Genomic DNA, 23,718 nt, shown 5'->3' on the forward strand with positions numbered 1-23,718 from the left:
GATTTTGTTCGCAATGCCTGGTCGATCAACCGGGCCGCGGAGCGGGCCCCCAGCTTGCGACGGGCACGAATGCGTGTCGGCGAGTTGGCCGCGCTCGTCACCGGCATAACGGACGCATTTGGTCCCTGATGATCAATTCCCCCTGCGTGCGCCCGGCATCGGGAGCAATGGGGACGCACCTAAACATTTGACACTTTGAGGTAAGACGGGCTCGGTTTGCGCGGGGTCAGAACTCTGTGGGAGTTGTGGCGGATGGGTGGCATCCTGCGGCAGGCGCCGGGGCTTCCGGAATCCTTCGCACTGGACGTGTGTGCGCTCACCCGCGTGGACAATCACGACCACCTTCTGGTCTGCGAGCGAGGACCAGCTCAGGAACCGGGGCGGGTGGTCCTGTTGTCATCAGCGGGCACGGGCCATGCCCAGCAACCTGTGCCAGGAGGCCGGCCAACACGGAGTCAACGATCCCTCCGCCCCCCATCAATCAAAGCCATCCCAGGGCGGAATCATGCTGGAAACCCCGTAAAATCCGGCGGGTGGCCCCACCCCTCCCGGGTGCCGTACCGAATGGATGGTCCCGTCTCCCGGCATGTTGCCGGCAAAAACCCTCCAATCCTCTTTCCCCAGTGACCCGGTCGCGGCTGCTGCGTAGTTCTGACCCGGAACGGTGGTGAACTCCACCCGGGCGTCGGATCCCTCGACCACGAACCGCGTGATGCGAGGTGCGACCGTCTCGCCGCTGTGCCAGAGGGTGAATTGGTTCGCAAGGTGGCCTCCGGACTCCCCGAACACCCCGCCCACGAGAAGGTCCGGCCCCCGTCGGGCCAGCGCCATGACCCAGCTGTCCAAACCGGAACCGAGGTCCGACCAGTCCAACCCATCCCATCGCGCGATGAACCGGGCGGCCCGGCCACCGGCCGACGTGAAGGCACCACCGGCATGAAGCACCCCGTCCTCCATCGCGAGCGCAAAGACCGGGTTGTTCAACCCGGTTCCCAGTGCGGACCAGGCGTTGCCGTCCCAGCGGGCGATGGCATTGGCAGGGATGCCCCCGGCCATCGAAAACGAGCCACCCACAAACACATCGCTGCCACGCACCGCAAGGGCGAATGCCGATCCGTTGAGGCCGGCACCTCCCATGGCACTCCATTCGGATCCGTTCCAGCGCATCACCCCGACGGAGACGACCGACCCCGCCACGGAGAAGGAGCCGGCGGCGTATACGTGGGTGTCGCCGATCGCGAGGGCGCGAACCGGCCCGTTGAGCCCTCCGGCGAGTGCGGACCACGCGGCTCCATCCCAACGAGCGATGCCATGCGCTGCCACCGGGCCGGCATTGGTGAAGTCGCCACCGGCGAATAACTCCCCGGACTGGCCCACGGCAAGCGCCCGAACCGTGGCGTCCAGTCCCGGGCCCAACGGCGCCCAGGTGGCGCCGTCCCAGCGCGCGACATGCAAGGCCGCAGTCGTCCCGGCGGAGGTGAAGTCGCCGCCGGCATAGACGGTGCCGTCCCGAGCGGCGACGGCACGGACCGCAGCGTTGACGCCGGAGGCGAGTGAAGACCAGCTCCGGCCGTTCCACCGGGCAATCCGGCCCGCCGGGACCCCGGCCGCGCTGTCGAAATTCCCCGCCACGTAGTAATTGGTTCCACTCGTCGCCACTGCGAAGACGGCGTCGTTGAACCCGTTGCCAAGGGACAGCCACCGGTCATCCCGCCAGCGGGCCACGTTGAACGTCTGGATGCCTCCCGCGGTTGAAAAGTTGCCGCCGACGAACACCTCCGGGCCCCGGAACCCGATGGCCCGGCCCGCGCCATCTTCGATACCCGCGCCCAGTGCCGACCAGCGGGTGCCATCCCAACGCGCGATGCCGCGCGCCGCCACGCCGCCCGCCTCGGCGAAATCGCCCCCGGCAAGCACGTCGGCACCACGGGCCGCCACCGTGAATACCTCCCCCGGGATGCCTTCCCCCAACGCGGACCAGCCGCTGCCGTTCCACCGGGCAACGTTTCGCGCCGCGATACCGCCTGCCCGGGCAAACGCGCCCGCGACGTACAGGGCGTCCCCGTCCGCTGCGAGCGCGCGTACCGACCCGTTGTTGGGAAATCCCCCGGCCAATGCCGACCACTTGGTACCGTCCCAGCGCGCGATCTGGTTGACCTCGAGGTTTCCCGCAAATTGAAAGAAACCGCCTGCGTACAGATCCGCGCCGCTGACGACGAGGGCGTTGACGTTCTGGCTCAGGGGATCGCCCACTGCGGACCAGTCGCTGCCGTTCCATCGGGCGATCCGCGCAATGGCGGCACCCCCGGCCCGCGTAAAGGACCCCCCGGCATAAAGATCGTCCCCCAGGAGGGCAAGCGCGCGAACCTCATCATCGAATCCACCGCCCACGGGCGTCCACGACTGCCCGTCCCAGAGGGCGATACGCCTGGCCGGGATGCCACCGGCCATGGTGAACCGCCCGCCGACGTAGACGTTGGTGCCGCTCACTGCGATGGCCAGGACGTTGGAATTCACCCCGCTGCCAAGCGCGGACCACTTGCGCCCGTTCCACCGGGCGATGTGACTCAAGTGGACCCCTCCCGCGGCGCCGAAATCGCCTCCGACGAACACGTCGTCAGTACCGACGGCCACCACGCCGACCGTGCCGGAAACGCCCACGGGTCCGAACCGGTCGTCCCACACCCCCTGTCCAGTCAGGGTGGCCACCGCCATGCGGGCTGCAATGATTCCTGCGAGATACCAACAGGGAGCCCGGGGCGGACGGTGGCCCTCAATTCTCCGGGGCCAGACGGTCCTGATGACGGGAACGACGTTGGATCTCATTTCAGTAATGCGGGAACCGCGGGCAGTGGAACGTGGGAGTCGTTCAGCGTGGAAGCGATTCGAGGAAGGCCACGAGGTCGCTCAACTGCTGCAGCGTCATGGTTTCATTGTAATCCCCCATTCGGGAAAACTGACCGGTGCGGACCAGCTCCTTCTGGAAACCGGGTTCGATTCGGTGCGATGGATTGATGAGGGAGTTCACGAGATCCATCCGACCTGGCGTTCGCGATTCCAGCCCCAGGACCACGGGAACCGGTGGTTGCGCGTAGGGGGCGGGAAACTCCGATTCGTGTCCCCGCACCACGTGGCAGGCATGGCACCAAAGATCGCGAAATGCGGTCTTTCCTCGGGACACTTCGCCCTCCGGGAGCTGCAGGGTCCAACGGCCCGCCGCTGGAGGACTTGTCCGCGGTCGGGTGGGGCCCCCGGACCACAAAGGCGTGCCGTCTTCATCGCGCAGATGAAGGGTCTGATCGCCCCTCACCACCGTGGTGGCGACCACCACAAAGTCTTCACCAATCGGAACCCTTGATCCCGATACCACCACGGGATCCGCAGCTCCAAGCCGGACATCCTGCCGTTCCACGAACCACTGGGGCCCGAGCTGCACAGGGATTCGCCCAGCAGGGGACTCGACCACTGCACGAACTCCGGGCGACATGCGGCGTCCAGGCGTAAAGGTTTCGAGGCGAACGATCGTGCCCGCAATCGTGACGAGGGCGTTGGTGTCGAAGCGTCGCACAAACTCGGCAGACTGAGCCCAGCCACCGCTGCCTTCCCATCGAACGCGCCCCTGGGCGTTTACAGCCAGCGGAAGGGCGGGCAGAGCGAGTGAAATCCAAAGCAGGCGATGGAATGGGTTCATGGGGGTTCAGTGGTTTACGAGCATGTGGCATGCGGGGCCTGGGCGGCCTATCGGGCATCCGTTGGACGCGCCCGATGGACATTTCATCATGAAAAGGCGAACCGCTGGACCTGAAGGTTCCAGCAATCACCGCCGGGCCCACGGAGTCGCCCCACCTCAGCCCTGACGCAGCCAGGCCGGGAGTCCGCCCGCCTGCATGCGCGACGCCTCGGACTGGATCTGCGGCAGGTACCGCCCCTGCAACCCGCGGGCCTGGCCGGCCAGGGTGTCGTACAGGCCGCGCAGTTCGATCGCATTGAATGTCCGGCCGCCGGCATAGTATTGCCGGGCCATCTGACCGAGGGCGTAGGTCGTGATGAAGGAAAGACCGGAACTCGCAGCCTGTCCGCCGACCGCACGGCCCATGCCCCCCGCAACCTGTCCCAGGAGGCCGCGCGCCACCTTGCCAAAGAACCCTTCCACCACCTGGGAGGTCAGGCCGACCCCGACCGTGGCAAGCAGGTCGCGAATGTGCCCCCGATCGAGCTCATAGCCGTAAGCCTTCCCCACCCGGTACACCAACCGCATCTGAAGGGGCACGATCGCCAGCGTTGCCAGCGTTGAAGGCAGAAGCTCCAGGGCGCCGGCAAGAACCGCCTGATTCAAGATCGTCTGATCCAATCCGGGATCCGCAGCAGCAGTAAGGCGCGCCGGAACCGCCACGCCCAGGACGGGCGGCAGGGTCGGACCGGGGACCACGGGAATCTCCGATGTCGTCCAGGTGTCGGTCTGACGCTCCACATCCCGCGCATAGGTCTCGTCCAGGCCCAGGTCGGCCCGAAGCGCCTGGAGGAACGACTGCTCCTCAGGAACCAACGGATGGTCCGCCTCGCAAACCGCAACCGCCGCCTCGTACGCCGGAAGTCCGGTCAACGGACCGCGCAGCCGGGCCGCCAGATCGCGAACCGTCTGCATCCGCACCTCCGCGTCGGCGCTTGGCGGCAACACCCCCACCGAACCATAACGCTCCGCCACACGCCGGAGCTCCGCCTGCTCCTCGGCCGAGACGGAGCCGTCGGCATAGGCGGCATGGAGTGCGAGGGAGAGAAGGGCCTGCTGCTGTTCGGCATTCATGGACGCCGACTGCTGCCGGCAGCGCTGATTGAACCCAACCTCGTCCGCACGGCAATGCCGCAATCACGCGAACTCCGGGATGGAATCTACGGTCCCAAACGATCCCACACGATCCCCCCACGGGGCCATCTCGCCACGGATCGGGTCGTCACGGAATCGTCACAAAGGCGCCACGGGTGCGAAACCTGCCCTTCCCAGCGTGCATCCCGTGAACAGGGGATGCGGACGGCTCCCGGCCGTCCTGATTTTGTTGGGATGGCACTTGGCAGCGACCGCGGCGGAAAGCCCGCTTTCGGCTGCCCGTGACACCCTGTCGCAATGGGTTCAAACCCAGCAGCTGATCTCGCGAACCCGCACCGAGTGGGACTCCGACCGGGAGATGCTGGAGCAGTCGCGGGCCTTGTTCGAGCGGGAGTTGAAGGCGGTCCGGGAACAGGCGGGGCGGCTGTCCACCAACAGCTCGGTCGCGGACGCCGAGCGGATTCAGGCGGAGGCGGAGTTGAAGGCGTTGACCCAGGCCTTGGATCGGGCACGGAGCCTCGTGGCGGGGCTGGAGGCGCAGGTCCGCGAGCTCATTCCCCTGATCCCACCGCCCTTGCTGGAAACCGTGCAACCGATCCTCCAACGGCTTCCAAACGATCCCGCCGAGACCAGGGCTGGCGTGACCGAGAGGCTCCAGACGGTTGTCTCGTTGTTGAACGAACTCGACAAATTCCAGGGCGCCGTGGTCGTGAGCAACGAAAAGCGACCCAATGCCGCCGGTCAACCGGTGGCGGTGGACGTCCTCTACCTGGGACTTGGGCAGGCGTTCTACGCCTCCGCAAACGGCGACGTCTCCGGCATCGGCACCCCGTCGGCCGCGGGATGGACTTGGAAGCTGGACCCGCAGATCGCCGGGAAAGTTCAGGAGGCCCTGGCCATGTATCGCAATCAGAAGCCGGCCGCATTCGTGGGTCTTCCGGTCACCGTCCAATGAAACGCCATCCCTTTCCCGTTTTCCTGAGGGCCTTGCTCCCGGCTCAGGGGCTGGTCGCCCTGATGGCCGTGTGTTCCCTCGTCGCGCAGACTCCCGATTGGGACGCCCTGGCATCCGGCACCCAGGAGGACCTCAAGAAGAGTCTTGCCGAACTGGCCGAAGTCCGCCGGAGCATCGAGGCCGGTAAACTGCCCCTGGTCCAACAGGTCAACGCCCTGGAGCAGCAGGTGATCGAGGAACGGGCTGCCCTTCAAAAGGCGGAGCGGTTCCAGGAAAACCAGTTGGTGGAGCTCAATCAGTTGCGCTCGCAGGTCCGTGCAAGATCGGAAGAGGTCAAGTACCTCGACTCCCTGCTCGCCGAATACGCGAGGGCCTTCCGCACCCGCACCCACGTGATCGAGGCGGAGCGGGTGCGCCCGATGCTGGATCGTGTGGATGCCGCCGCGGCCTCGCTCGACCTTGACGCCGATCAGAAGCTGGCCCGCAGGGCGGAGATGCTGGAAGCCTCGATTGCGCGCCTGCGCGACGTGGCCGGAGGCACGACCTTTGAAGCGTCGGTCCTTGGGCCGCGCGGCCAGATCGAGAAGGGGCGGGTCGCCCTCGTCGGCCCGGTCGCAGTGTTCGCCAGCGACCAGTCGGACGCCACGGGACTGGTCCAGCAGGAGTTGAACAAGGCGGATCCCAGCCTTTTTCAGCTGTCGCCCGAACTGTCCTCCGGGGTCCGCCAGCTGGCGACAACCGGTTCCGGTCCGCTGTCGGTGGATGCCACTATGGGCAACGCCATCAAGATTGCCTCCATACGGGAGACGCCCATCGAGCACTTCGTGAAGGGCGGCGTGGTCATGTGGCCCATCCTGCTCCTGGCAGTCACCGCCCTGGTCATCACGATCTACAAATGGGTGCAGCTCTCGAAGGTGCGCCTCGTCAGCAGCCGGGAGCTTCAGACGGTGATCCAGCAGGTCCAGGCGGGCGACTCCGGGGCGGCGATGAAGTCCGCACAAGCCATTCCCGGACCCGCCGGACAACTCCTGGTCGCAGCCGTGGAGCACAGCGACGAGAAGAAGGAATACGTCGAGGAGGTGCTGTACGAGCACATGCTGAACACCAAGCCGAAACTGGAGGCCCTGATCCCCTTCGTCGGGCTCACCGCCGCGGCCGCGCCGCTGCTGGGACTGCTCGGGACCGTGACGGGCATGATCGCGACCTTCCAGATGATCAGCGTCTTCGGCACCGGCGATCCGCGCACCATGTCCTCCGGCATCTCCGAGGCGCTCATCACCACGGAATCCGGCCTCTACGTCGCCATCCCGGCGGTCCTGGCCCATGCCTTCCTGACCCGCAAGGCCAGGGCAATCCTCGGAAGCATGGAGCAGACCGCCGTCAGCTTCATCAACGGGCTTCCGGAGGATTCGATCTTCCGAACCTGACCCGACACCCCAAGACCCCATGGAGACCCCGCTGCTCAAGATCTGGCACTCGTGGCACGCTGGCGGCTGGACGATGATCCCCATCGCCCTCGTCGCCGCCGGCTTGTACATCACCGGCATCCATCTCTGGTTCTTCATGCAGCGGCGCCGCTTCGCCCGCGTCGAACCGGAGCAGTTGCGGCAGTGGGTTCAGAATCCCTCCACCGCCGAGGGGGAGGTCGGGGAGGTGGTGCGCTACACCCAGGACGGGGTGAACTCCCTGCCGGCGATTTCCAGCCGTTTTGCGGAGGTGATGAACGCCCGGATTCCCGACGTGGACCGCCGGATCACCACGCTGAACGTGCTCGTCGCCGCGGCCCCGTTGCTGGGTCTGCTCGGCACGGTGCTCGGGATGCTGGTCACCTTCCGCGGCATTGCGGCGGGCGGCGGGAAGACGGTGGACGTGATGGCCCAGGGCATTTCCACCGCCCTCATCACCACGGAAATGGGCCTGCTGGTCGCCCTGCCCGGAATGCTCATCGTCTATCTGGTCAAGCGCAGCCGGAACCAGTACGTGGCCTTTCTTACCTCGCTGGAAAGCCTCACGCTGCGTCATTTCCGAAGCGTGCATTCCATGCATGGCATGACGCGCGTGTTCACCCGGAAGGATTTTGCCGAGGTTCCGAAAGCGATCCCGACACCGGGACCCGTGACGCCCAACCCGCCGTTGCCCATCGCGGATGCCCCTCCTCCGTTGATCAACCCGCTCCCGGCCCAATGAAGTTCCGGCGCTCGCTGACCGATGCGGAGGAGGGCTCCGAGATCAACATGTCGCCGCTCATCGACATGGTGTTCATCCTGCTCATCTTCTTCATCGTCACCACGACCTTTGTGGAGGAGTCGGGCGTCGAGGTGGACAAACCGTCCGCCGCCTCGGCATCACGACTCGACAAGAACAGCATCATCCTGGCGATCACCGCGCAGGGGCAGGTCGTGTATGGGGGCAAGGAGATTGGCATTGGCGGCGTGCGACCGCTCGTCACCCGGCTGTGCGACCGCGACCCACTCCCGGTGATCGTGCAGACCGACAAGGCCACGCCATCGGGCGTGCTCGTCCGGGTGATTGACGAGGCAAAACTGGGCAAGGCGAAGAATGTCAGCATCGCCACCGAGCAGGGTGGCTGAAATCCCGGCGGCATGCGGCATGTCTACCAACCGCCCCGCTTCCACCGGGACTGGCCCACGGCCATCCTGCTGGGGCTGCTTCTGACGTTGGGCGTCTTCGTCGTGCTGCCATTCACCACCGCCATCTCGGCATCGCGAAGCCGTCAGCTGATGCTGACCCGCGCCGACGTGGCCGCCCCCGCCCCGCCGGAGGCCGAGGAGGAACCGCCGCCGCCGCCCGAGGAGCCCAACGAGGAGGAGCCTGAGGCCCCCCCCGAACTCGCCGACAATCCCATGGACATTCCGCTGAGCGCCGACCTCGACGTCGCGGTCGGATCCGGCGGCGCGCTGGCCGGATTCGGCGACCTCCGCGCGGCCACGTCCGCAGTTTCCGCAGGCGACGACACTTTCGGCGGGGCGGATCTGGAGCAGCGTCCGCAGCCGGTTTCCCAGGTGCCGCCCGCCTACCCCACCGAGCTGCGCAAGGCCCGTCTGGAGGGCATGGTGATCGTGGACTTTGTCGTGGACGAATCCGGCCGGGTCGAGGAGGCGCGCGTGGATCGCTCCTCCCATCCCGAGTTTGAGCGGCCCGCCCTCGAGGCCATCCGGCGGTGGCGATTCCGCCCGGGACTGCGCGAGGGCAAACCGGTGCGCTCCTACAACCGCCAGACCTTCCGGTTCCGTCCGCCCGCCTGACCCGCCTTCAACCTCCATGACCTCCCGAAGCCTCATCCTCGTGACCGTGCTCGGCGCCTTCACGGCCCGGGCCGCGGCACCCGCCTTTGCGCCAGTGCCTCCCGATCACCCGCTGGCCGCAACGTGGAACGATCCCGAATTTCAGAAACGGCTGCTCGGCACCTATGGCATGAAGCCGGATGTCGAGCCCCGCATGACGCCGGAGGAACAGGCGTTCTACCGGGACAAGCTGGTCCCCGTGCTGCAAACCGATCCCGCAGCCGCACTCAAGCTGCTGCAGGACCGCGCAAAGCCCGGCGCCAGCGCCCAGTTCGACTTCGTCCTCGGCAACGTCCATTTCCAGACCGATGACCTTACCAACGCCATCCGGTCCTTCACCGTGGCCACGGAGAAGTTCCCCGACTTCCTCCGCGCCCAGAAAAACCTCGGTTTTGCCCTCCTGCGGGCGGGCCAGTACGACGAGGCCGTCCGGCCATTAACGCGCACCGTCGCGCTGGGCGGCGCCGATCCGCGGCTCTACGGGCTGCTGGGATTCGCCTACCTCAACCAGGGCCGCCACGCCTCCGCCCAGGGCGCCTACCAGCAGGCGCTGGTGCTGGAACCCGACAACATCGAATTCAAGCTGGGGCTGGTCAAAAGCGCCATTGCCCTGGGCGGTTTCGATCAGGCGCTCGCGCTCCTTGATGAAGTGCTCCAGGAACATCCGGACCGCGAGGCCCTGTGGGCGTTGCAGGCAAACGTGCTGATCCAAAAGGACCAGCCCGCCCGCGCCGCGCTCTCCCTCGAAATGCTCCGGCGGCTGGACAAGGCCACGGCGGCCCAGTTGCTGCTCCTGGGGGATCTCTACATGACCCAGGACGCCCGGGACCTCGCGCTCGCGGCCTACCTCGAGGCGGTTGAAAAGGATCCGGGAGCCCAGTTGTCGAAGTCGCTCCGGGCCGCCGAGATCCTCGCGGCCCGTGGTGCGTGGAAGGAATCCGCAGAACTGCTGGCCAGGATCAAAGCGGCCGCAGGCGGAGCCCTGACCGGACCCGAGGAGTTGAAATGGCTCAAGCTGTCCGCCCGCCTGGCCCTGAACCAGGAGCGTACGGACGAGGCGCTGGCCATCCTGGATGATGTCGCCACCCGCAACCCGCTCGATGGCGAGGCACTGCTGATGGCGGGGGACGTCTATTCCCGGACCGGGGAGCCCGACCGGGCCCGAATGCGCTATGAAACCGCCGGGAAGATCGAGGGGTTCGAGGCGGAGGCCCTGCTGAAGCAGGCGCAACTGCTGGTCGCTTCACGGAAATACGACAGTGCCCTCGAACTGCTGAGAAAGGCCCAAAAAATCACGCCCCGGGACAATGTGCAGCGTTACCTGGAGCGCGTGGAACAGGTGGCCCGCACGGCGGGACGGCGCTCATAGAGCGACCCAAACCCCGAGGCCATGACCGCCCTCCCCCGGACCGAGGTGCCCAGGTTCCCGCCCATTCCGCAGCCGTGCCTGCGCGGCCTCTGCTGGCTGCTGCTGGTCCTGCTCGCCGGGAGTGGCGCCGCGCAGACCGACCCCGGGTCCCTCGCCGGACTGGTCGTCAACGGATGGGACGGGCGTCCCATCCCGGGTGTCATCGTGACCGTCCGGGGCACCCTGCTCGCGGCGACGACCGATCTTCAGGGGCGCTACCGTCTCGAGGGGGTGCCCCCGGGCGACCAGACGGTGCGTTTCAGCAAGTCGGGGTTTGCCTCCGCCAGCACCTCCGGGGTGCGCGTGGCGCCGGGACTGGCGACCTCCCTCGACGGCACCCTCCGGCCGGAGTTCTACGAGCTCGAGGAGTATGAGGTCACTGCCGAGACCTTCCAGGACCAGACTATCGAGATCTTGGAGCAGCGACAATCCTCGGCCTCGTTCCTCGATGCCATCGGATCGGAACAATTCCGACGCCTCGGGGTCACCGACGCCGCACAGGTGATCGCCAAACTGCCGGGGACCACGGTTGTGGACGGCAAGTTCGCGGTCATCCGCGGCCTGAGTGACCGTTACAATCTCACCCAGCTCAACGGTGCCCTCATCCCCACGGCCGATCCCTATCGGGTGGGGGCGCCGCTGGACATCATCCCTGCGGCAATGATCCAGGAGATTTCGGTGAACAAGACCTTCACCCCGGACCTTCCCGGCGGGTTTGCCGGCGGCCTGGCGAACCTGAAGACCAAGTCCTTCCCGGACCGCTTCATTCTCAGCTTCGAGGTCGGCCTCGAGTACAACACGCAGTCCACCTTCAACAGCAACTTCCTCTCCTATCCGGGGAGCGAGTTCGACTGGGCGGGCTTCGGACTCAAGAACCGTGCGATGCCGTCCCAATTGGAGGGACAGACCGGTCAGACCCTTCAGGCACCCCGAAACGCCCCGGCCAACGAGACCCCCGAACAGGCCGCCGCCCGCGCGGCCCAGGCCGACAAGGTTCAATCGTCCTTGGGATCCTTTCCGGACTACAGCTTCGGCGGGACCCCGGGATCCGCGCCGCCCCCAAACTACGGCGGAACCTTCTCGGTGGGCGAGACCCTGGACCTGAATGGCCATGACTTCGGGTACTTCGTCAGCGGCGTGTACCGCCGCCGTTGGTTCTTCTACGACGACGGCGTCCAGAACCGCTACCGGTACACCTCGCAGGGCGTTGTGCCGCTTCGCGAGTTCACCGACGTCTCCAGCCTGATGGAGGTGCAGTGGGCCAGCGTCGTGTCCCTGGCGTACGAGCTCGTGCCCGAGGACCACACCCTGGCCTTCACCTTCTACTGGAATCAGAGCGGTGAGGACCTCGCCCGCCTGCAGCGCGGTGAGGTGGAAAACGTGGAGCAGGTGGTGGATGCCAACCTGCTGCAATGGACCCAGCGGCAGATCCACGCGTTCCAGATCCAGGGAACAGACCGCTTCGAGCGGCTTCACGAGATGGAGACGGACTGGCTGATCAGCATCGCCAACACCTCCCAGGATGAGCCGGACCTCCGCATGTTCAATTACGCCCACCAACCCAATGGGACCGGCGCCTTTTTCAGCAACTCCCTGCCGGAGCCGATCGTCCCGACGCGGTTTTACCGGACCATCAACGAGGACGCGATCTGGTCCTCGCTCAACAACAAGCTGCCGTTCAAGCAATGGGCGGACCTCGACGGCCATGTGAAGTTCGGCGGCGGCTTCAACGGGGCGCAACGGCAGTTCACCGAGCAGACCTTCCAGTTCGACGGCACGTCGGGATGGTCGGGTCCCACCATCGTCGGCACACCCAACAACTACTTCAACGCCACCAACATCCTGTACACCACCACCACCAACCGGAACGGCATCAATTACAGCTTCCAGCGCCGCTTTGTCCCCGCGGTGGGCACGAGCTTCTACAACGGGCAGCTGCAGATCCCCGCGGGCTATGCGATGGCGGAGCTGCCGTTGCTGGAGCGGTTCAAGATCGTGGGCGGCGCCCGCATGGAGAGCACCCTGCTGGGTGTGGACGGCGGATCGGCGGGGCGGCAGACCAACTCGCTGATCAGCCAGCTGGATGTGATGCCCGCGGTGAGCACGGTGTTTCAGATCGTCACCAACATGAACCTGCGGGCCAGCTTCAGCCAGACCGTCGCCCGCCCGACGTTCCGCGAGATCGCCCCGTACCGCTCCTACGACCCCTATGGCAATGAAATCATCGAGGGAAATCCAAACCTGCAGATGACCGACATCACCAACTATGACCTCCGGTGGGAATACTTCCCGCGGCCGGGAACGGTCTTCTCGGTGAGCGGGTTCTACAAGTACCTGGAGCAGCCCATCGAAAAGGTGGCGGTCACCTTCGGCGGGGGCATCGTGACCTTCGAAAACCGGAAGGACGCCACCCTGTACGGCATCGAACTGGAGGCCAACACCCGCCTCGACATCCTCGACGAGTCCCTCGACGAATTCATCGTCGGATTCAACTTTGCGTGGATCAAGTCCGAGGTCGAATGGACGGCCACCGAGCTGGCCAACAAGCAGGTGCTGTTTCCGGACACATCGCCGACGCGGCCCCTCTACGACCAGTCGCCGTGGATCGTGAATTTCGACCTCACCTACGATCACAAGGCCACCGGCACCACGGCCACGGTTTCACTGGGGGCTTCGGGGCCCTACATTTTCCTAGTGGACCGCGCCGGACCCGACGTTTACCAGCATCCCCCGGTGCAGCTGAATTTCGTGGCCACTCAACGACTGACGGACCACTGGAAGTTGCGCCTGAGCTGCCGCAACCTGCTCAATCCGGACGCCCTCCGAACCTACGGCGAACCCGCGAGCGGTCCGGTCTATTCCCGTGCCACCCTGGGCTCGACGATCGCCCTCGTGCTCAATTACGAGTATTGAGCTGGCGCGCCGTTGCCGCGTCCGCGCGGACGGTCAGCCGATCAATTCCAGTGCGGCTGCAGCCATGCGGGGCCCGGTCAGTCCGTGCTTGGCATACAACTCCTCCGCCAGATAGGCCGACTGGCCGAACTCGCCCAGAATGCCCAGGCTGCGGACACTGTGGGCGATGCCCGCACGCGACAGGGCGTGGGACAACTGGGCACCCATCCCGCCGACCACTTGGTGATCCTCAATGGTCACCAACCGGCCGCGGCAACGCGTCACCGCGGCGCCGATCGTGGCGACATCCGGCCGGTTGACGAACGGGTTGTTGATCACCGTGGCCGACCGTCCCGCTTCCGCCAGCAGCCGGGCGGCCTCCAGGCACTTGCTGAAGAGCACCCCGCAGCCCACCAGCACCACATCACTGCCCTGCTCAATCACCTGGGCCCGGCCCCAGGCGTAGGTCGCCCCGGGCACCCACTCGAGCGGGTAATTCTCCCGCCCGACAAAGAACACCACCGAGTCGCCGTCCCGACCCGCCCGCCGCTCTTCGGCGATGTGCTTCACGGCGTCGTACATGAAGGCCTCCGCCTCGTTGGCACAGCTCGGCGCCACCACCAGCGTGTGCGGGATGGAGCTCACCGCGGCCAGGTAGGTCGTGGCCTGGTGGGACGCGCCGTCTGCGGCGTCCTGGAAACCCACGTGCGAAAACAGGGCGACCATCGGCGCCTGCGACAGCGCCGCCATCGTCAGCGGCAGGTTGCCCTTGGTGACCCCGAACTGGCCGAAGGTGTCCACAATGGGAATGAAACCCGCCTTGCTGAGCCCGGTGCCGGTGGAAATCATATTGGCCTCGGCGATGCCCACTTCCAGGAACCGTCCGGTCGCCTTCTGGAACGTGCTGATCCCGGTCGAGCCCTGCACGTCGGAGGACACCGAGTACACCGGATAGCCGTCCTGCGCCGCCCGCAGGGCGCCCTTGGCGAGCCCGGCCTGAACCTTCTCCTTCTTCACCGGCGGGGCTGCCGGCGCGGCGGACGGCTTCGCCTTCTTCGCAGCGTCCTGCCGCTCCCAGTCGGCCCGCAGGGACCGGGCCCAAGCCATCAGGTCCTCCGGCGGGGTCGCCCCGGCAAACAATTCGTGCATCCAGTCCACGATCTTTTCGCCATTGGCGAGCGGGAACCCGTGACCGCCGGTGGAGTTCTCCTCGGTGGCCTTGATGCCATACCCCTTGATGGTGTGCAGCCACACGCACACCGGGCGGTCCGGATGCTCCCGGGCCTCGGCCACCGCGCGCTCCATCGCCAGGTACACCGCCTGCAGGTCGTGGCCATGCTTCACCTCCAGCACGTTCCATCCCAGGGTGTGCATCGCCTGGAAGGTCGGCTCCATTGAGAAGGCATCGTGATCAATGCGCCCCGACAGCTTGGTATCGTTGTCGGAGAGGACCAGCACGAAGGGATTCACCTTCCCTTTGGCCGCCAAACCTGGGATTGCCGCAAACGCCTCCTTGGCCTCCCCTTCCATCGAGCCGCCGTCCGAGAGAAAGCAGATCGTCACGCGGTCGCGTCCCGCCAGACGGTCCCCGATGGCCAACCCCTGCGCCACGGGCAGTGAAGAACTGAGCGGACCGTTTGAGACCAGCACGCCTTCCGGGTTCAGGTGCGACTCGCCATGCCCGGTGAGTTTGGACTGGATGCTCCGGAACTTCCGCAGGTCTTCATCCGTCAGCCCGTCGAAGCCGTAGAGCGTGCGGAGCGCGTAGATTCCGTTCTCCGCGTGGCCCGCGTCGTTCACGAAATTGAAGGCATCATGCCACGGCCGGTCCCGGGTCGCGAACATCAGCGCATGGGTGGCGGCATTCACCTCCGCAAACGCGGCAGGCCCCCCCCAATGGCAGGCGGCACCGCCCACCACGGCGTGCACATCCATCAGTGCCACCAACGCGCGAACCGCCCTCGGATCCGCCACCGTCACCTCCCCGCCCGCCGCATTGCGGACCGTCACGGCGTGACGCGGCGGGGCCGCCGGAGTCCCCGCGAGACGCGATTTCAGGTTCAGGGGCTGGAGCGTCGGGAGCTCGACTTTGGCAACAACAGTGGTATCGGCGGCCATGGGGCTTTCAGAAATCAACTCCCCGCGTCAATGCAGGGCGCCCAAGACGCTACGGAGGGGGCCCGGAATTGAAAACCGGATTTTCCGGTGCCCGATTCCCCGGCGGCCTCCCGGAAGGCTCGCCAGAACTGCAGAAAGAGGGTATGCCCTGGCGCATGAGTGATGCGCTGTCCGCCGCCCTGATGTTGCTGCTGGCGACCAATGGTCCGGCAGCCCTCAGCAACCGGATGGCAGCCCCCCTCGGACTCCAAGCCCCATCCGCAGCCGTGGCCGCAACGGCGACCCCCGATCCCGTCGAACTGGAACTCCAGGCGATCCTCACCGAGGACGAAGCAGCCCTTCAGGACATCGAGCGACTGGTGACCGGCGCCGACGATGCCGCGACGACCGCCCTGCCCCCGCTGCCCCTGACGTTGTCGGCTCGCATCCGCGAGCGTGCCGCACCGGTGCGCCATCGTTACGAACGGTTCATTGCGTCGCATCCGCGTCACGCGCGCGCACGGCTGGCCTTCGGCAGCTTTCTCAACGAACTCGGGGACGAAGAGGAGGCGATCGCGCAGTGGGAACGGGCCCGATCCCTGGAACCGGCCAACCCCGCAACGTGGAACAACCTGGCCAATGTGTACGCGCACATCGGCCCCGTGGAGAAGTCCTTCCCCTATTACGAGGAGGCGATCCGGCTCAACCCGGATGAGCCGGTGTACCTTCACAACTTCGGCACGCTGGTGTTCATGTTCCGGCGCGACGCCACCAACTACTTCCGCTGCGACGAGCAGACGGTCTTCCGCAAGGCCTTTGAACTCTACCAGAAGGCGATCGCACTCGACCCGTTCAACTTCCAGCTCGCGGCAGATGTCGCCCAGACGTACTACGGATGGCGCCTGCCCGACGACGGGACGCCCGGCGAACGGACGGCGGCAGAACTGCGGCTTCAGGACACCGCGCTTCGGGCCTGGACCAACGCCCTCGCCATCGCACCCACAGATGAAGATCGCGAAGGCGTGGAACTGCATTTTGCCCGCTGGCACCTGAGGGGCGGGCGCTTCGACGAAGCCCGCGCCAGCCTGGGTCGCGTCACCAATGACGTCCATTCCGTCGTCCGCGACCGGCTGCTCCGCTCTCTCGCCGAGCGACAGGAATCTGCCGCCCCCGCCCCTTGAGGCGTCAATGGATAGCCAGGGCCCCTTTCATCCCTCGAACCTCAGGCCTAATTCGGATCCGGAAACAACGGAAATGGCAGCAGCGGCGCATCGTCATCCGGGTCGGATATCGCGCCGGACGGCGCGGGGGCATCCGCATCGGACTTCGGCGCCTCCAACAGTTCCGACCGCTTCTTCAGCAGCGGTTCGACGGACCACTGGCTCAACCGATAGGTCCACTTCCCAAGCGCCTGCTCCGCCTTCAACTTTTTCTGCAGCCCGGCTCGCTTGTCCTTGAACTCCTGGTCCAGCCGCTCCTTGTCCTCGGCCGATTCCTCGGCCCCCGGCGTGCGCTCCGACTCAAAGTCTCCCGTCACCGACACCTGCACCGGGTAACCATCGCCATCCTGCGCGCCCACCTTGATGTCGTAAACGAGTCCGCCTGCGGTCGTGATTTGCGCCTCAACCGGAGCGTCCAGGCCGAGCGCCGCCAGGTCGGGCTCCAACAGGACATCCGTGAAGCTGGCGGACCCCATCAGCGACGAGAAACTCCACAGCTTGTTTTTGTCCAGGGCCTCGCCATCCGCGGGATCCGCGAGCACCCAATCCGCGAACTCGTTGGTCCGGCTCAGGGTGAAGCTGTGGGCGGACTCCGGATGCCGGATCTGGACCCGGACGGGCTGTTCGACCTTGATGAACTCCTTGGCAATCCAGTCGGCAGGATTGGGGCGGGCATTGCTGAGCGGATCGCCCACGAGCGCCACCAGCTCGCCGACCTGCACATACCGGCCGTCGGGAAAGCCGCCCCCCATCATGAAGTCATCGGCACCGCCACCGGCCTTGGTGCTTTGGCGTCCAAGCCGCAGGGACTTCACCGGCTGGCCATCGGACCCCAGCAGATCCACCACCGTGGCGGCATCGGCCGTGAGATCCAGCAGGGGCAAACGGGAGGCCCCCACATTGACCGGTCGCGCGATCTTGAGGCCGTCGAGCTTCTGAAGGAATGCGCCGAGGTCGGCGACGTTGGCGGGGTAGTTGCCGCGCTCGCGGACGACCCACTGGTCGCCCTCGCGGACCACGTTGACCGTATTGGATCCCTGCCGGATGCGGAGGGCAGCCACCTGACTGCCGTCGAACGTGCCCAGCAGGCTGCCGCCCATGGCGCCACGGGAGCGGTCAAAGGTGGCACTCCGCTGGCGAAGCACCCAGAGGCCACCGCCGCCAAGCACGAGGGCGGCGACGAGCAACAGGAGGAATTGTTTCGGTTTCATCGTTGCATGGAAGCCGGTTCCGGCATCGTTCGAAAAAGGATCACCAACCGATCAACGCGCAGCCATCCGCCGGCGGCGCACCACCGCCAGCGCAATGCCCACCACGCTGACGAGCACCGGCATGGCGGCGATGTTGACCCACTTGAGGCGGTTTTCGAGGGAGTCCACATCCTGCCGGAGATTGCGGCGGGTGTTGCGCAGTTCCTTGCGGGTCTCCGCCTGTTGCGCCGTGTAATTCTTGAGGGCCTGCTGCTGTTCCGGCGACAGGATCACCCGCGCCGTCTCCCCCTCCTGGCGGACCTGGATCTTGCTCAACTCGCCCTGCAGGTCCTGCAGCTTGCGGTCCAGCTCGGCGATCTTGTTCTGATAGGCATTGCGGGCCCGCGACTCCATTTCGCGCACCACGGTGAACGGACGCCGCACCGAAGCGCGACTGCGGGCGCCCACCAGGCTCGCGTCGCCCGCCGCTTGTTCGACGACATTTTGCACGAGGCTCAGGTTCGCGTTGAGCGGCATCGCAATCCGCATCATCTGGTTGATCTGCACGGTGAAGTTGTTGGCCAGCATGTCGGCGTCGCCAAACACGTACACCACGTTGTCCGACGACGCCTCCTTGAGGTCCGCCGGACCCGCAGGGGCGTTGGTGTCGGATCCCGACGGATTCCCGTCGGGAAAGGCGGTCTTGAAGCGGCCGCCCAGCCGCACCGCCAGATTGTAAACGACCCCCGACGGCCGGAAGTCCTGAAGCACCTTTTCCGGATTGAGTTGCGCGGTGATGCCGTCCACCAGCTGGGAATCCTTGGTGCTGAACAGCAACGGCTCCGCCTTCAGGCCCGCGGCCGCGGTTCCCTGGAGCGCCCCGGGAAACGGCATCCAGACGTCGTCCACCTGGGCGGTCACCACGCTGCTCTGGTCAATCCCCGAGGCATTGACGAACAGGAACCCGGGCACAGGCTGCGGCCGGCCGTCGCGACCGCCGAGCTCGCGCATGAACTGGGTGTCGGCCACCACCTGCGCCGGGAAATCGAATCCCCAGGCCTGGAAGAGCTTCGGCAATGACGAACTCGTCCCGAAGTTGAGGCCCATCGGATTCGGCTGCTGGCGCTGGACGTCGGAGATGCAGAGGGGATCCACGAAGACCATCAGCTTGCCGCCGCGCAGCACAAACTGATCGAGGGCAAACTGCGCGGCATCCGAGATGTCCCGGGGGTGAATGACCATCAGGACCCGGATGTCGGAATCCACGGGCGTGCCGTCCATGGGCACCGAGCGCACGTCGAAATCGCGGCGCAATTCCGATACGAAGACCCAGGGCTCACTCTGCTGCTGGCGGCCCATCTGCATCATCATCATGGGGTTCATCGCCCCGCCCATCACCGGCAGGGGGCTCATCACGCCGACCACCGGCCGGTTGGTGCTCAGCACCTGGGACACGGCACGCGCCAAATCATATTCCAGCAGCTTTTCGCGCTGCGGGGCGAGGAAGGGCAGCACCGCCTTGTCGGGCGGATTCTCCACCGCAATGCCCAGATAGAACTCCTCGCCATTCGGGAGGGGCTGCCCCTGCACCCCGTCGAGACGCGCGGAGTCTTCCGCCTCGGAGTCGGGTTCCGGATCAATCTTCCGGATCTCGATCTTGTTGCCCGACTCCGCGCGGAATTCAGCCAGCAGATCATCCACCGACTGGACATAGGTCTTGAGCGCCTGCGGCATCCGGTCCTTGCCCTGGCTGACGTAGAACCGCACCTCCACCGGTCCGTCGAGCCTTCGCAGGATCTCCCGGGTGCCCGGGGACAGCGTATGCAGCTTGTCCCCGGTGAGGTCCAACCGCAGCCGCGCAGGGCTGAAGATCAGGTTCAGCCCGACCAGCGCAATGAACACAAACAGGACGCCGGCGGCGGAGAACAACAGGGTCTGAAGCTTCGACGATTTCATCTCGGTTCGGAGGATTCGGGATCAGGCCGCGCGCAGGCCGCGGAGCACCACGCTGGTCGCGAAGAGGCAGAAAGTGATGACGCTGCCAAAAAACAGCAGGTCACGAATGTCCACCACGCCGCGCTGAAATCCCGCGAAGTGGGGCATGACGCTGAACGACGCCACGGTGCTGACCAGCCACTCGGGCGCCCATCGCACCATCAGGTCCGTCACCGGCTCCCAGCCGGCCAGGATCAGAAAGAAACAGATCACCACGGACAGGATGAACGAGATCACCTGGTTCCGGGTCATCGCCGAGGTCATCACCGTCACCGAGAGATACGCCCCGGCCAGCAGCACGCTCCCCAGGTACCCCGTCCACATCATGCCCACGTCGGGATCTCCCAGATACATCGTGGTGATCACCACGGGGAAGGTCAGAAACAAGGCCAGCGCAATGAAGGCCCAGCAGGCGACAAACTTGCCCAGGATCGCCTGCCAGGCGGCGATCGGCATCGTCAAAAGCAGCTCCAGGGTGCCCACCCGCCGCTCCTCCGCCCACAGCCGCATGCCGGCCGCGGGCACCAGGAACAGGTACAGCCACGGATGCCACATGAGGAAGGCGTTCAGATTGGCCTCCCCTCGCAGGAAGTAGTTCCCGAGCATGAAGGTGAAGAAGCCGTTCAGCAGGAGAAAGATGACGATGAACACGTAGGCGACCGGGGAGTTGAAATACCCCACCAACTCGCGTTTCGCGATGGTCCAGACATTGCGGAGGGATTCGGACATACGGGACGGATCAGGCTTGGGTGAACAACGATGGAGGCCGCCGGGCTACTCGCCGGGCCGCGCGGATTCCGGACGGGTGATGCCGCGAAAGACGTCGTCGAGGCGGCCCTCCTCGATGCGCAACTCCTCGAAACGCCAGCCCTCGCGGGTCGCGAGGTCCGACAGCGCCCGCGCCACATCGGTCGCGCCCCCACGATCCTTGGGAAACACGCGCAGGGACACGATGCCGTTGTCGCCCGACACCGTCACCCGGGCCGCCCCCGGGAGGGCGTGGGCCTTGCCTCGCACGCTGTCGACGCCGGCCCCGTGGATCCGCGCTTGGATGCTGCCGGCGAGTTCATGACGCGCCCGCAGCTCGGAGGGGGTGCCATTGGCGACCACCTTGCCGCGGTCAATGATGATGGCCCGGCTGCACACTGCATCCACCTCCTCCAAAATGTGCGTGGAGAAAATGATCGCCTTGTCCCTGCCGAAGCGCTTCAGCAACTGGCGGATCTCGTGCTTCTGGTTCGGGTCGAGGCCGTCGGTCGGCTCGTCGAGCACCAGGACGGGCGGGTCATGGATGATGGACTGCGCCAGGCAGGTGCGATGGCGGAAGCCCTTCGACAGGGTGTCCACCGACTGGTGCAGCACGCCTTCGAGGAAGCACAGGCCCACCGCGCGCCGGACCGCCTCCTCCCGAGCCGGGCCGTGCAGACCGCGCATCTCCGCCGAGAACGACAAAAAGCCGTGCACCGTCATGTCGCTGTAGCACGGCGCGCTTTCGGGCAGATACCCGATCAACCGCTTCGCCGGAATGGGATCCTCGGCCATGTCATGGCCGCCAACGGTCACCCGACCGGAGGTCGGCGGAAAGAAGCCGGTGATCATCCGCATCGTTGTGGACTTCCCGGCGCCGTTGGGCCCGAGAAAGCCGAGGATCTCCCCCTTCTGTACGCTGAAAGACACGCGATCCACGGCCCTCTTGGGGCCAAAGTCCTTCACCAGTTCCTCGACGATAATCATGCGATAGAAGCCGTTCGAATGACAGTCTGAGCGAAAGTTCGGGAAAGAAATAGAAAGAAGTTTTCCACCGTCAAGAGCCGGCCTGCCTGCGGGACCCGGAAAAAGCGGGTGGCGTCAATCCACCCCTGGCGGCCGTCGAAGCTGTTTGGTGCGTCCACGCCGGGTCTTGGACTCCAGCAGACGCCGGCGCAGGGCGGGCGGACGCGGACGGCTCGCGCGCCGCCGGGCCTCCGCCGCCGACCGGGCCGCCGACCGGAGCGCATCGCGCCGGGCCTCCAGACGCGCCACCAGCAGCTCGCGCGCGCGGCGGCGGTTGGCCGCCTGATGCCGGCTGGACTGGCATCGGACGCGGACCCCGGTGGGCCGATGGACCAATTGCACGCAGGTGGCAACCTTGTTGACGTTCTGGCCACCCGGCCCGGAGGACCGGACGAAGGTCTCGTCCACATCCTCCTCGCGGAGGCCCAGGGCGGCCATGCGGCGCGAGAGATCGTCCTCCACGGGTGCGCTTTCGGGTTCACGCGACATCCGGGGAGCTTGGCGGAACGCCGCAAAAAGTTCCATCCCGGATGCCGCGCCCCCCCGATCTGCCCCCCCGATCTTGCGGTGTTCGCGCAAACCCGGTTCACTTCCCTCGCCGCCCTCGTGCGCCCCGATAGCTCAAATGGATAGAGCAGCGGTTTCCTAAACCGACGATCCAGGTTCAATTCCTGGTCGGGGTACCATTGCAAGACGCCGCTGGTGGCATCCACGGGGGCGCCTTGGAAGTGAGGTCGCTGGTGGTCCCCACGCGGGACGAAATGTCGGGACGAAATGTCCCGCTTGAGGGCCCTTCTGGCCCACGACCGGAACCCATTCCCCGATTTCCCTCCACGAGTCCACCGGTCAACCGGTCCGTTGCGACCCCATTGTCGTTCAGTAGGTCAATCACAAGGATTGGAGGGGAAGAATGGTGGGGTGAGTTGGGGTCGTGGTCCGGAGGATGGGGCTTTGGCGTCCTGCAACCCGAGCGCCAGTGCCAGTGTGCGGGGATTGCCGGAGCAATCCCGTTCGGACCCGACCCCGGCCGGAAGCGCAACGCTCACCCATCCTTGGCAGCCCTTGGGCCGGTGTTCAGGCTGGGCTATGCACCCGAGTCGGGGGCGGGAGGTGCTCCGGAAGGGTTGGGAACAATGGAAAGCGGGTGCCTGAGGCGGCAGCTGTGGCCGGTGTTCCGGTCAACTTCGCCCCGGTGAGGCCCGGCGGTTCCGCTTTTCGGCTTCGCGGACGAAGTGGCAGTGGATTGCCCTGGCCGCCGCGGCCAATTGCAGTGCGTTGCAGGCAGGGAGGCCGGCCGCGGAAACGCGGACGGTGGACGGAATCGGAATTCAGCCGGGCCAAAGCCCCGCCACTCCACCTGCACGAAACTGTGTCGGCGTCACCCCGGTCAGGGCGCGGAAGGTCCGAGTGAAGGCGCTATGGTCATAGAAGCCGCAGGCCAGCGCGATGGCGGCCACGCTCTGTTCCGTCTCGCGCAGCAGGCGCGACGCGGCGGCGACGCGTGTCTTCGCAATAAATTGGCTGGGGGTGAGGCCAAAGAACCGCTTCATCAGGCGTGCAAACCGGGATGGGGCAAGCCGCGCTCGAAGGGCCAGGGCCGAGGGCGTCGCGGGTTCTGCGAGTTTCTTCTTGAACTGGTCGAGCGCGGCGGCGAAGTCAACGGGGATTTCCCGTGTCCCGATGGGCGCACGAACGTCGCGCGAGATGCCGATCAGACCAATGATCTTCCCGGCGGCATCACGCATCGGTAGCTTCGTACTGAGGCACCACCCGGGCTTGTGCGGGGTGGACCAGTGCAGTTCGAGATGGTCCAGGAGCGGGCGGCCGGTCTGCAACACGGCCGCGTCCTGCGCGGCAGGGATGTGGCCAAACTCACCGGGACAAATCTCGCTTGGCCGCTTGCCGAGCACTTGGGACTTGTGGCGCAGTCCGTGCCGTTCGACGAGGGAATGGTTGACCACCAGGTACCGTCCGGTCGCATCCTTGATGAAGAACGCCACGTCCGGAGCCTGGTCAAAGAGGCTTTCCAGTAGCGCGGCGTCCACCGGCGGCGCGACA

The 23,718-nt window shown here is 66.0% G+C and carries 18 protein-coding genes and 1 tRNA gene; 9 read left to right on the forward strand and 10 right to left on the reverse strand.

Going from position 1 to position 23,718, the window contains the following annotated elements:
• Positions 1–477: 477 nt before the first annotated feature.
• From KF791_17945 to KF791_17955, 3 genes are all read right to left on the reverse strand, one after another.
• Positions 478–2,709, reverse strand: coding sequence for a hypothetical protein (locus tag KF791_17945; protein MBX3734463.1), 2,232 nt, complete (start codon positions 2,707–2,709; stop codon positions 478–480).
• 160 nt (positions 2,710–2,869) lie between these two features.
• Positions 2,870–3,691, reverse strand: coding sequence for a c-type cytochrome (locus KF791_17950; protein ID MBX3734464.1), 822 nt, complete (start codon positions 3,689–3,691; stop codon positions 2,870–2,872).
• A 156-nt stretch (positions 3,692–3,847) separates the two neighbouring features.
• Positions 3,848–4,867 (reverse strand): DUF533 domain-containing protein, encoded by a 1,020-nt coding sequence (locus KF791_17955; GenBank protein ID MBX3734465.1) that lies wholly within the window; start codon positions 4,865–4,867, stop codon positions 3,848–3,850.
• 145 nt (positions 4,868–5,012) lie between these two features.
• Between KF791_17955 and KF791_17960 the strand changes: the two genes are divergently transcribed.
• Genes KF791_17960 through KF791_17990 form a run of 7 tightly spaced genes read left to right on the forward strand, consistent with a single transcriptional unit; the run spans position 5,013 to position 13,406 of the window.
• Positions 5,013–5,780: a DUF3450 family protein gene (locus KF791_17960; protein MBX3734466.1), complete on the forward strand. Its 768-nt coding sequence runs from the start codon at positions 5,013–5,015 to the stop codon at positions 5,778–5,780.
• Positions 5,777–7,207, forward strand: a complete 1,431-nt coding sequence (locus tag KF791_17965; protein MBX3734467.1) for a MotA/TolQ/ExbB proton channel family protein — start codon at positions 5,777–5,779, stop codon at positions 7,205–7,207. Before KF791_17960 ends, KF791_17965 begins: the two co-directional genes overlap by 4 nt.
• A gap of 19 nt (positions 7,208–7,226) precedes the next feature.
• On the forward strand, positions 7,227–7,967 hold the full coding sequence (locus KF791_17970) for a MotA/TolQ/ExbB proton channel family protein (protein MBX3734468.1): 741 nt from the start codon (positions 7,227–7,229) through the stop codon (positions 7,965–7,967).
• Complete coding sequence (locus tag KF791_17975; protein MBX3734469.1) at positions 7,964–8,371, forward strand: biopolymer transporter ExbD; 408 nt, start codon at positions 7,964–7,966, stop codon at positions 8,369–8,371. The genes KF791_17970 and KF791_17975 overlap by 4 nt, the downstream gene beginning before the upstream one ends.
• 12 nt (positions 8,372–8,383) lie before the next feature.
• The gene (locus KF791_17980) at positions 8,384–9,046 is read left to right on the forward strand and encodes an energy transducer TonB (protein MBX3734470.1); all 663 of its coding nucleotides are present in this window, start codon (positions 8,384–8,386) and stop codon (positions 9,044–9,046) included.
• A gap of 16 nt (positions 9,047–9,062) precedes the next feature.
• A complete protein-coding gene (locus KF791_17985; protein MBX3734471.1) occupies positions 9,063–10,454 on the forward strand; it encodes a tetratricopeptide repeat protein in 1,392 nt (463 codons plus the stop codon).
• A gap of 21 nt (positions 10,455–10,475) precedes the next feature.
• Complete coding sequence (locus tag KF791_17990; GenBank protein ID MBX3734472.1) at positions 10,476–13,406, forward strand: TonB-dependent receptor; 2,931 nt, start codon at positions 10,476–10,478, stop codon at positions 13,404–13,406.
• A gap of 33 nt (positions 13,407–13,439) precedes the next feature.
• Here KF791_17990 and KF791_17995 read toward each other — a convergent pair whose 3' ends face one another.
• Positions 13,440–15,503, reverse strand: coding sequence for a transketolase (locus tag KF791_17995; GenBank protein ID MBX3734473.1), 2,064 nt, complete (start codon positions 15,501–15,503; stop codon positions 13,440–13,442).
• Between the two features lie 155 nt (positions 15,504–15,658).
• Between KF791_17995 and KF791_18000 the strand changes: the two genes are divergently transcribed.
• Positions 15,659–16,663, forward strand: a complete 1,005-nt coding sequence (locus KF791_18000) for a tetratricopeptide repeat protein (protein MBX3734474.1) — start codon at positions 15,659–15,661, stop codon at positions 16,661–16,663.
• A 47-nt stretch (positions 16,664–16,710) separates the two neighbouring features.
• On the opposite strand, the gene KF791_18005 is transcribed toward KF791_18000, so the two are convergent.
• The 5 genes from KF791_18005 to KF791_18025 form a co-directional block, all read right to left on the reverse strand.
• Positions 16,711–17,913, reverse strand: a complete 1,203-nt coding sequence (locus KF791_18005) for a DUF4340 domain-containing protein (GenBank protein MBX3734475.1) — start codon at positions 17,911–17,913, stop codon at positions 16,711–16,713.
• 51 nt (positions 17,914–17,964) lie between these two features.
• On the reverse strand, positions 17,965–19,848 hold the full coding sequence (locus tag KF791_18010; protein MBX3734476.1) for a Gldg family protein: 1,884 nt from the start codon (positions 19,846–19,848) through the stop codon (positions 17,965–17,967).
• Positions 19,849–19,869: 21 nt separating this feature from the next.
• Positions 19,870–20,616 (reverse strand): ABC transporter permease subunit, encoded by a 747-nt coding sequence (locus KF791_18015; protein ID MBX3734477.1) that lies wholly within the window; start codon positions 20,614–20,616, stop codon positions 19,870–19,872.
• 45 nt (positions 20,617–20,661) lie between these two features.
• Positions 20,662–21,621 carry an ATP-binding cassette domain-containing protein gene (locus KF791_18020; protein ID MBX3734478.1) on the reverse strand — a complete coding sequence of 320 codons (960 nt, stop codon included), beginning with the start codon at positions 21,619–21,621 and terminating at the stop codon, positions 20,662–20,664.
• Between the two features lie 114 nt (positions 21,622–21,735).
• Positions 21,736–22,149: a peptide chain release factor-like protein gene (locus tag KF791_18025; protein MBX3734479.1), complete on the reverse strand. Its 414-nt coding sequence runs from the start codon at positions 22,147–22,149 to the stop codon at positions 21,736–21,738.
• Between the two features lie 121 nt (positions 22,150–22,270).
• Between KF791_18025 and KF791_18030 the strand changes: the two genes are divergently transcribed.
• A tRNA-Arg gene (locus tag KF791_18030) sits at positions 22,271–22,346 on the forward strand.
• A gap of 642 nt (positions 22,347–22,988) precedes the next feature.
• Here the strand turns inward: KF791_18030 and KF791_18035 are convergent.
• Positions 22,989–23,705, reverse strand: coding sequence for an AraC family transcriptional regulator (locus KF791_18035; GenBank protein ID MBX3734480.1), 717 nt, complete (start codon positions 23,703–23,705; stop codon positions 22,989–22,991).
• Positions 23,706–23,718: the final 13 nt, after the last annotated feature.

The sequence above is a fragment of the Verrucomicrobiia bacterium genome (assembly GCA_019634635.1).
In the GTDB taxonomy this organism is placed as follows: Bacteria; Verrucomicrobiota; Verrucomicrobiia; order Limisphaerales; family UBA9464; genus UBA9464.

Excerpts from the sequence above, each read along its gene's own strand:
- KF791_17970 (MBX3734468.1), top strand. The coding sequence starts at position 7,227 with ATGGAGACCCCGCTGCTCAAGATCTGGCACTCGTGGCACGCTGGCGGC.
- KF791_18015 (MBX3734477.1), bottom strand. The coding sequence starts at position 20,616 with ATGTCCGAATCCCTCCGCAATGTCTGGACCATCGCGAAACGCGAGTTG.
- KF791_18000 (MBX3734474.1), top strand. The coding sequence starts at position 15,659 with ATGAGTGATGCGCTGTCCGCCGCCCTGATGTTGCTGCTGGCGACCAAT.
- KF791_17990 (MBX3734472.1), top strand. The coding sequence starts at position 10,476 with ATGACCGCCCTCCCCCGGACCGAGGTGCCCAGGTTCCCGCCCATTCCG.
- KF791_18025 (MBX3734479.1), bottom strand. The coding sequence starts at position 22,149 with ATGTCGCGTGAACCCGAAAGCGCACCCGTGGAGGACGATCTCTCGCGC.
- KF791_17985 (MBX3734471.1), top strand. The coding sequence starts at position 9,063 with ATGACCTCCCGAAGCCTCATCCTCGTGACCGTGCTCGGCGCCTTCACG.
- KF791_17975 (MBX3734469.1), top strand. The coding sequence starts at position 7,964 with ATGAAGTTCCGGCGCTCGCTGACCGATGCGGAGGAGGGCTCCGAGATC.
- KF791_18020 (MBX3734478.1), bottom strand. The coding sequence starts at position 21,621 with ATGATTATCGTCGAGGAACTGGTGAAGGACTTTGGCCCCAAGAGGGCC.
- KF791_17995 (MBX3734473.1), bottom strand. The coding sequence starts at position 15,503 with ATGGCCGCCGATACCACTGTTGTTGCCAAAGTCGAGCTCCCGACGCTC.
- KF791_17950 (MBX3734464.1), bottom strand. The coding sequence starts at position 3,691 with ATGAACCCATTCCATCGCCTGCTTTGGATTTCACTCGCTCTGCCCGCC.
- KF791_18005 (MBX3734475.1), bottom strand. The coding sequence starts at position 17,913 with ATGAAACCGAAACAATTCCTCCTGTTGCTCGTCGCCGCCCTCGTGCTT.
- KF791_17980 (MBX3734470.1), top strand. The coding sequence starts at position 8,384 with ATGCGGCATGTCTACCAACCGCCCCGCTTCCACCGGGACTGGCCCACG.
- KF791_18010 (MBX3734476.1), bottom strand. The coding sequence starts at position 19,848 with ATGAAATCGTCGAAGCTTCAGACCCTGTTGTTCTCCGCCGCCGGCGTC.
- KF791_17965 (MBX3734467.1), top strand. The coding sequence starts at position 5,777 with ATGAAACGCCATCCCTTTCCCGTTTTCCTGAGGGCCTTGCTCCCGGCT.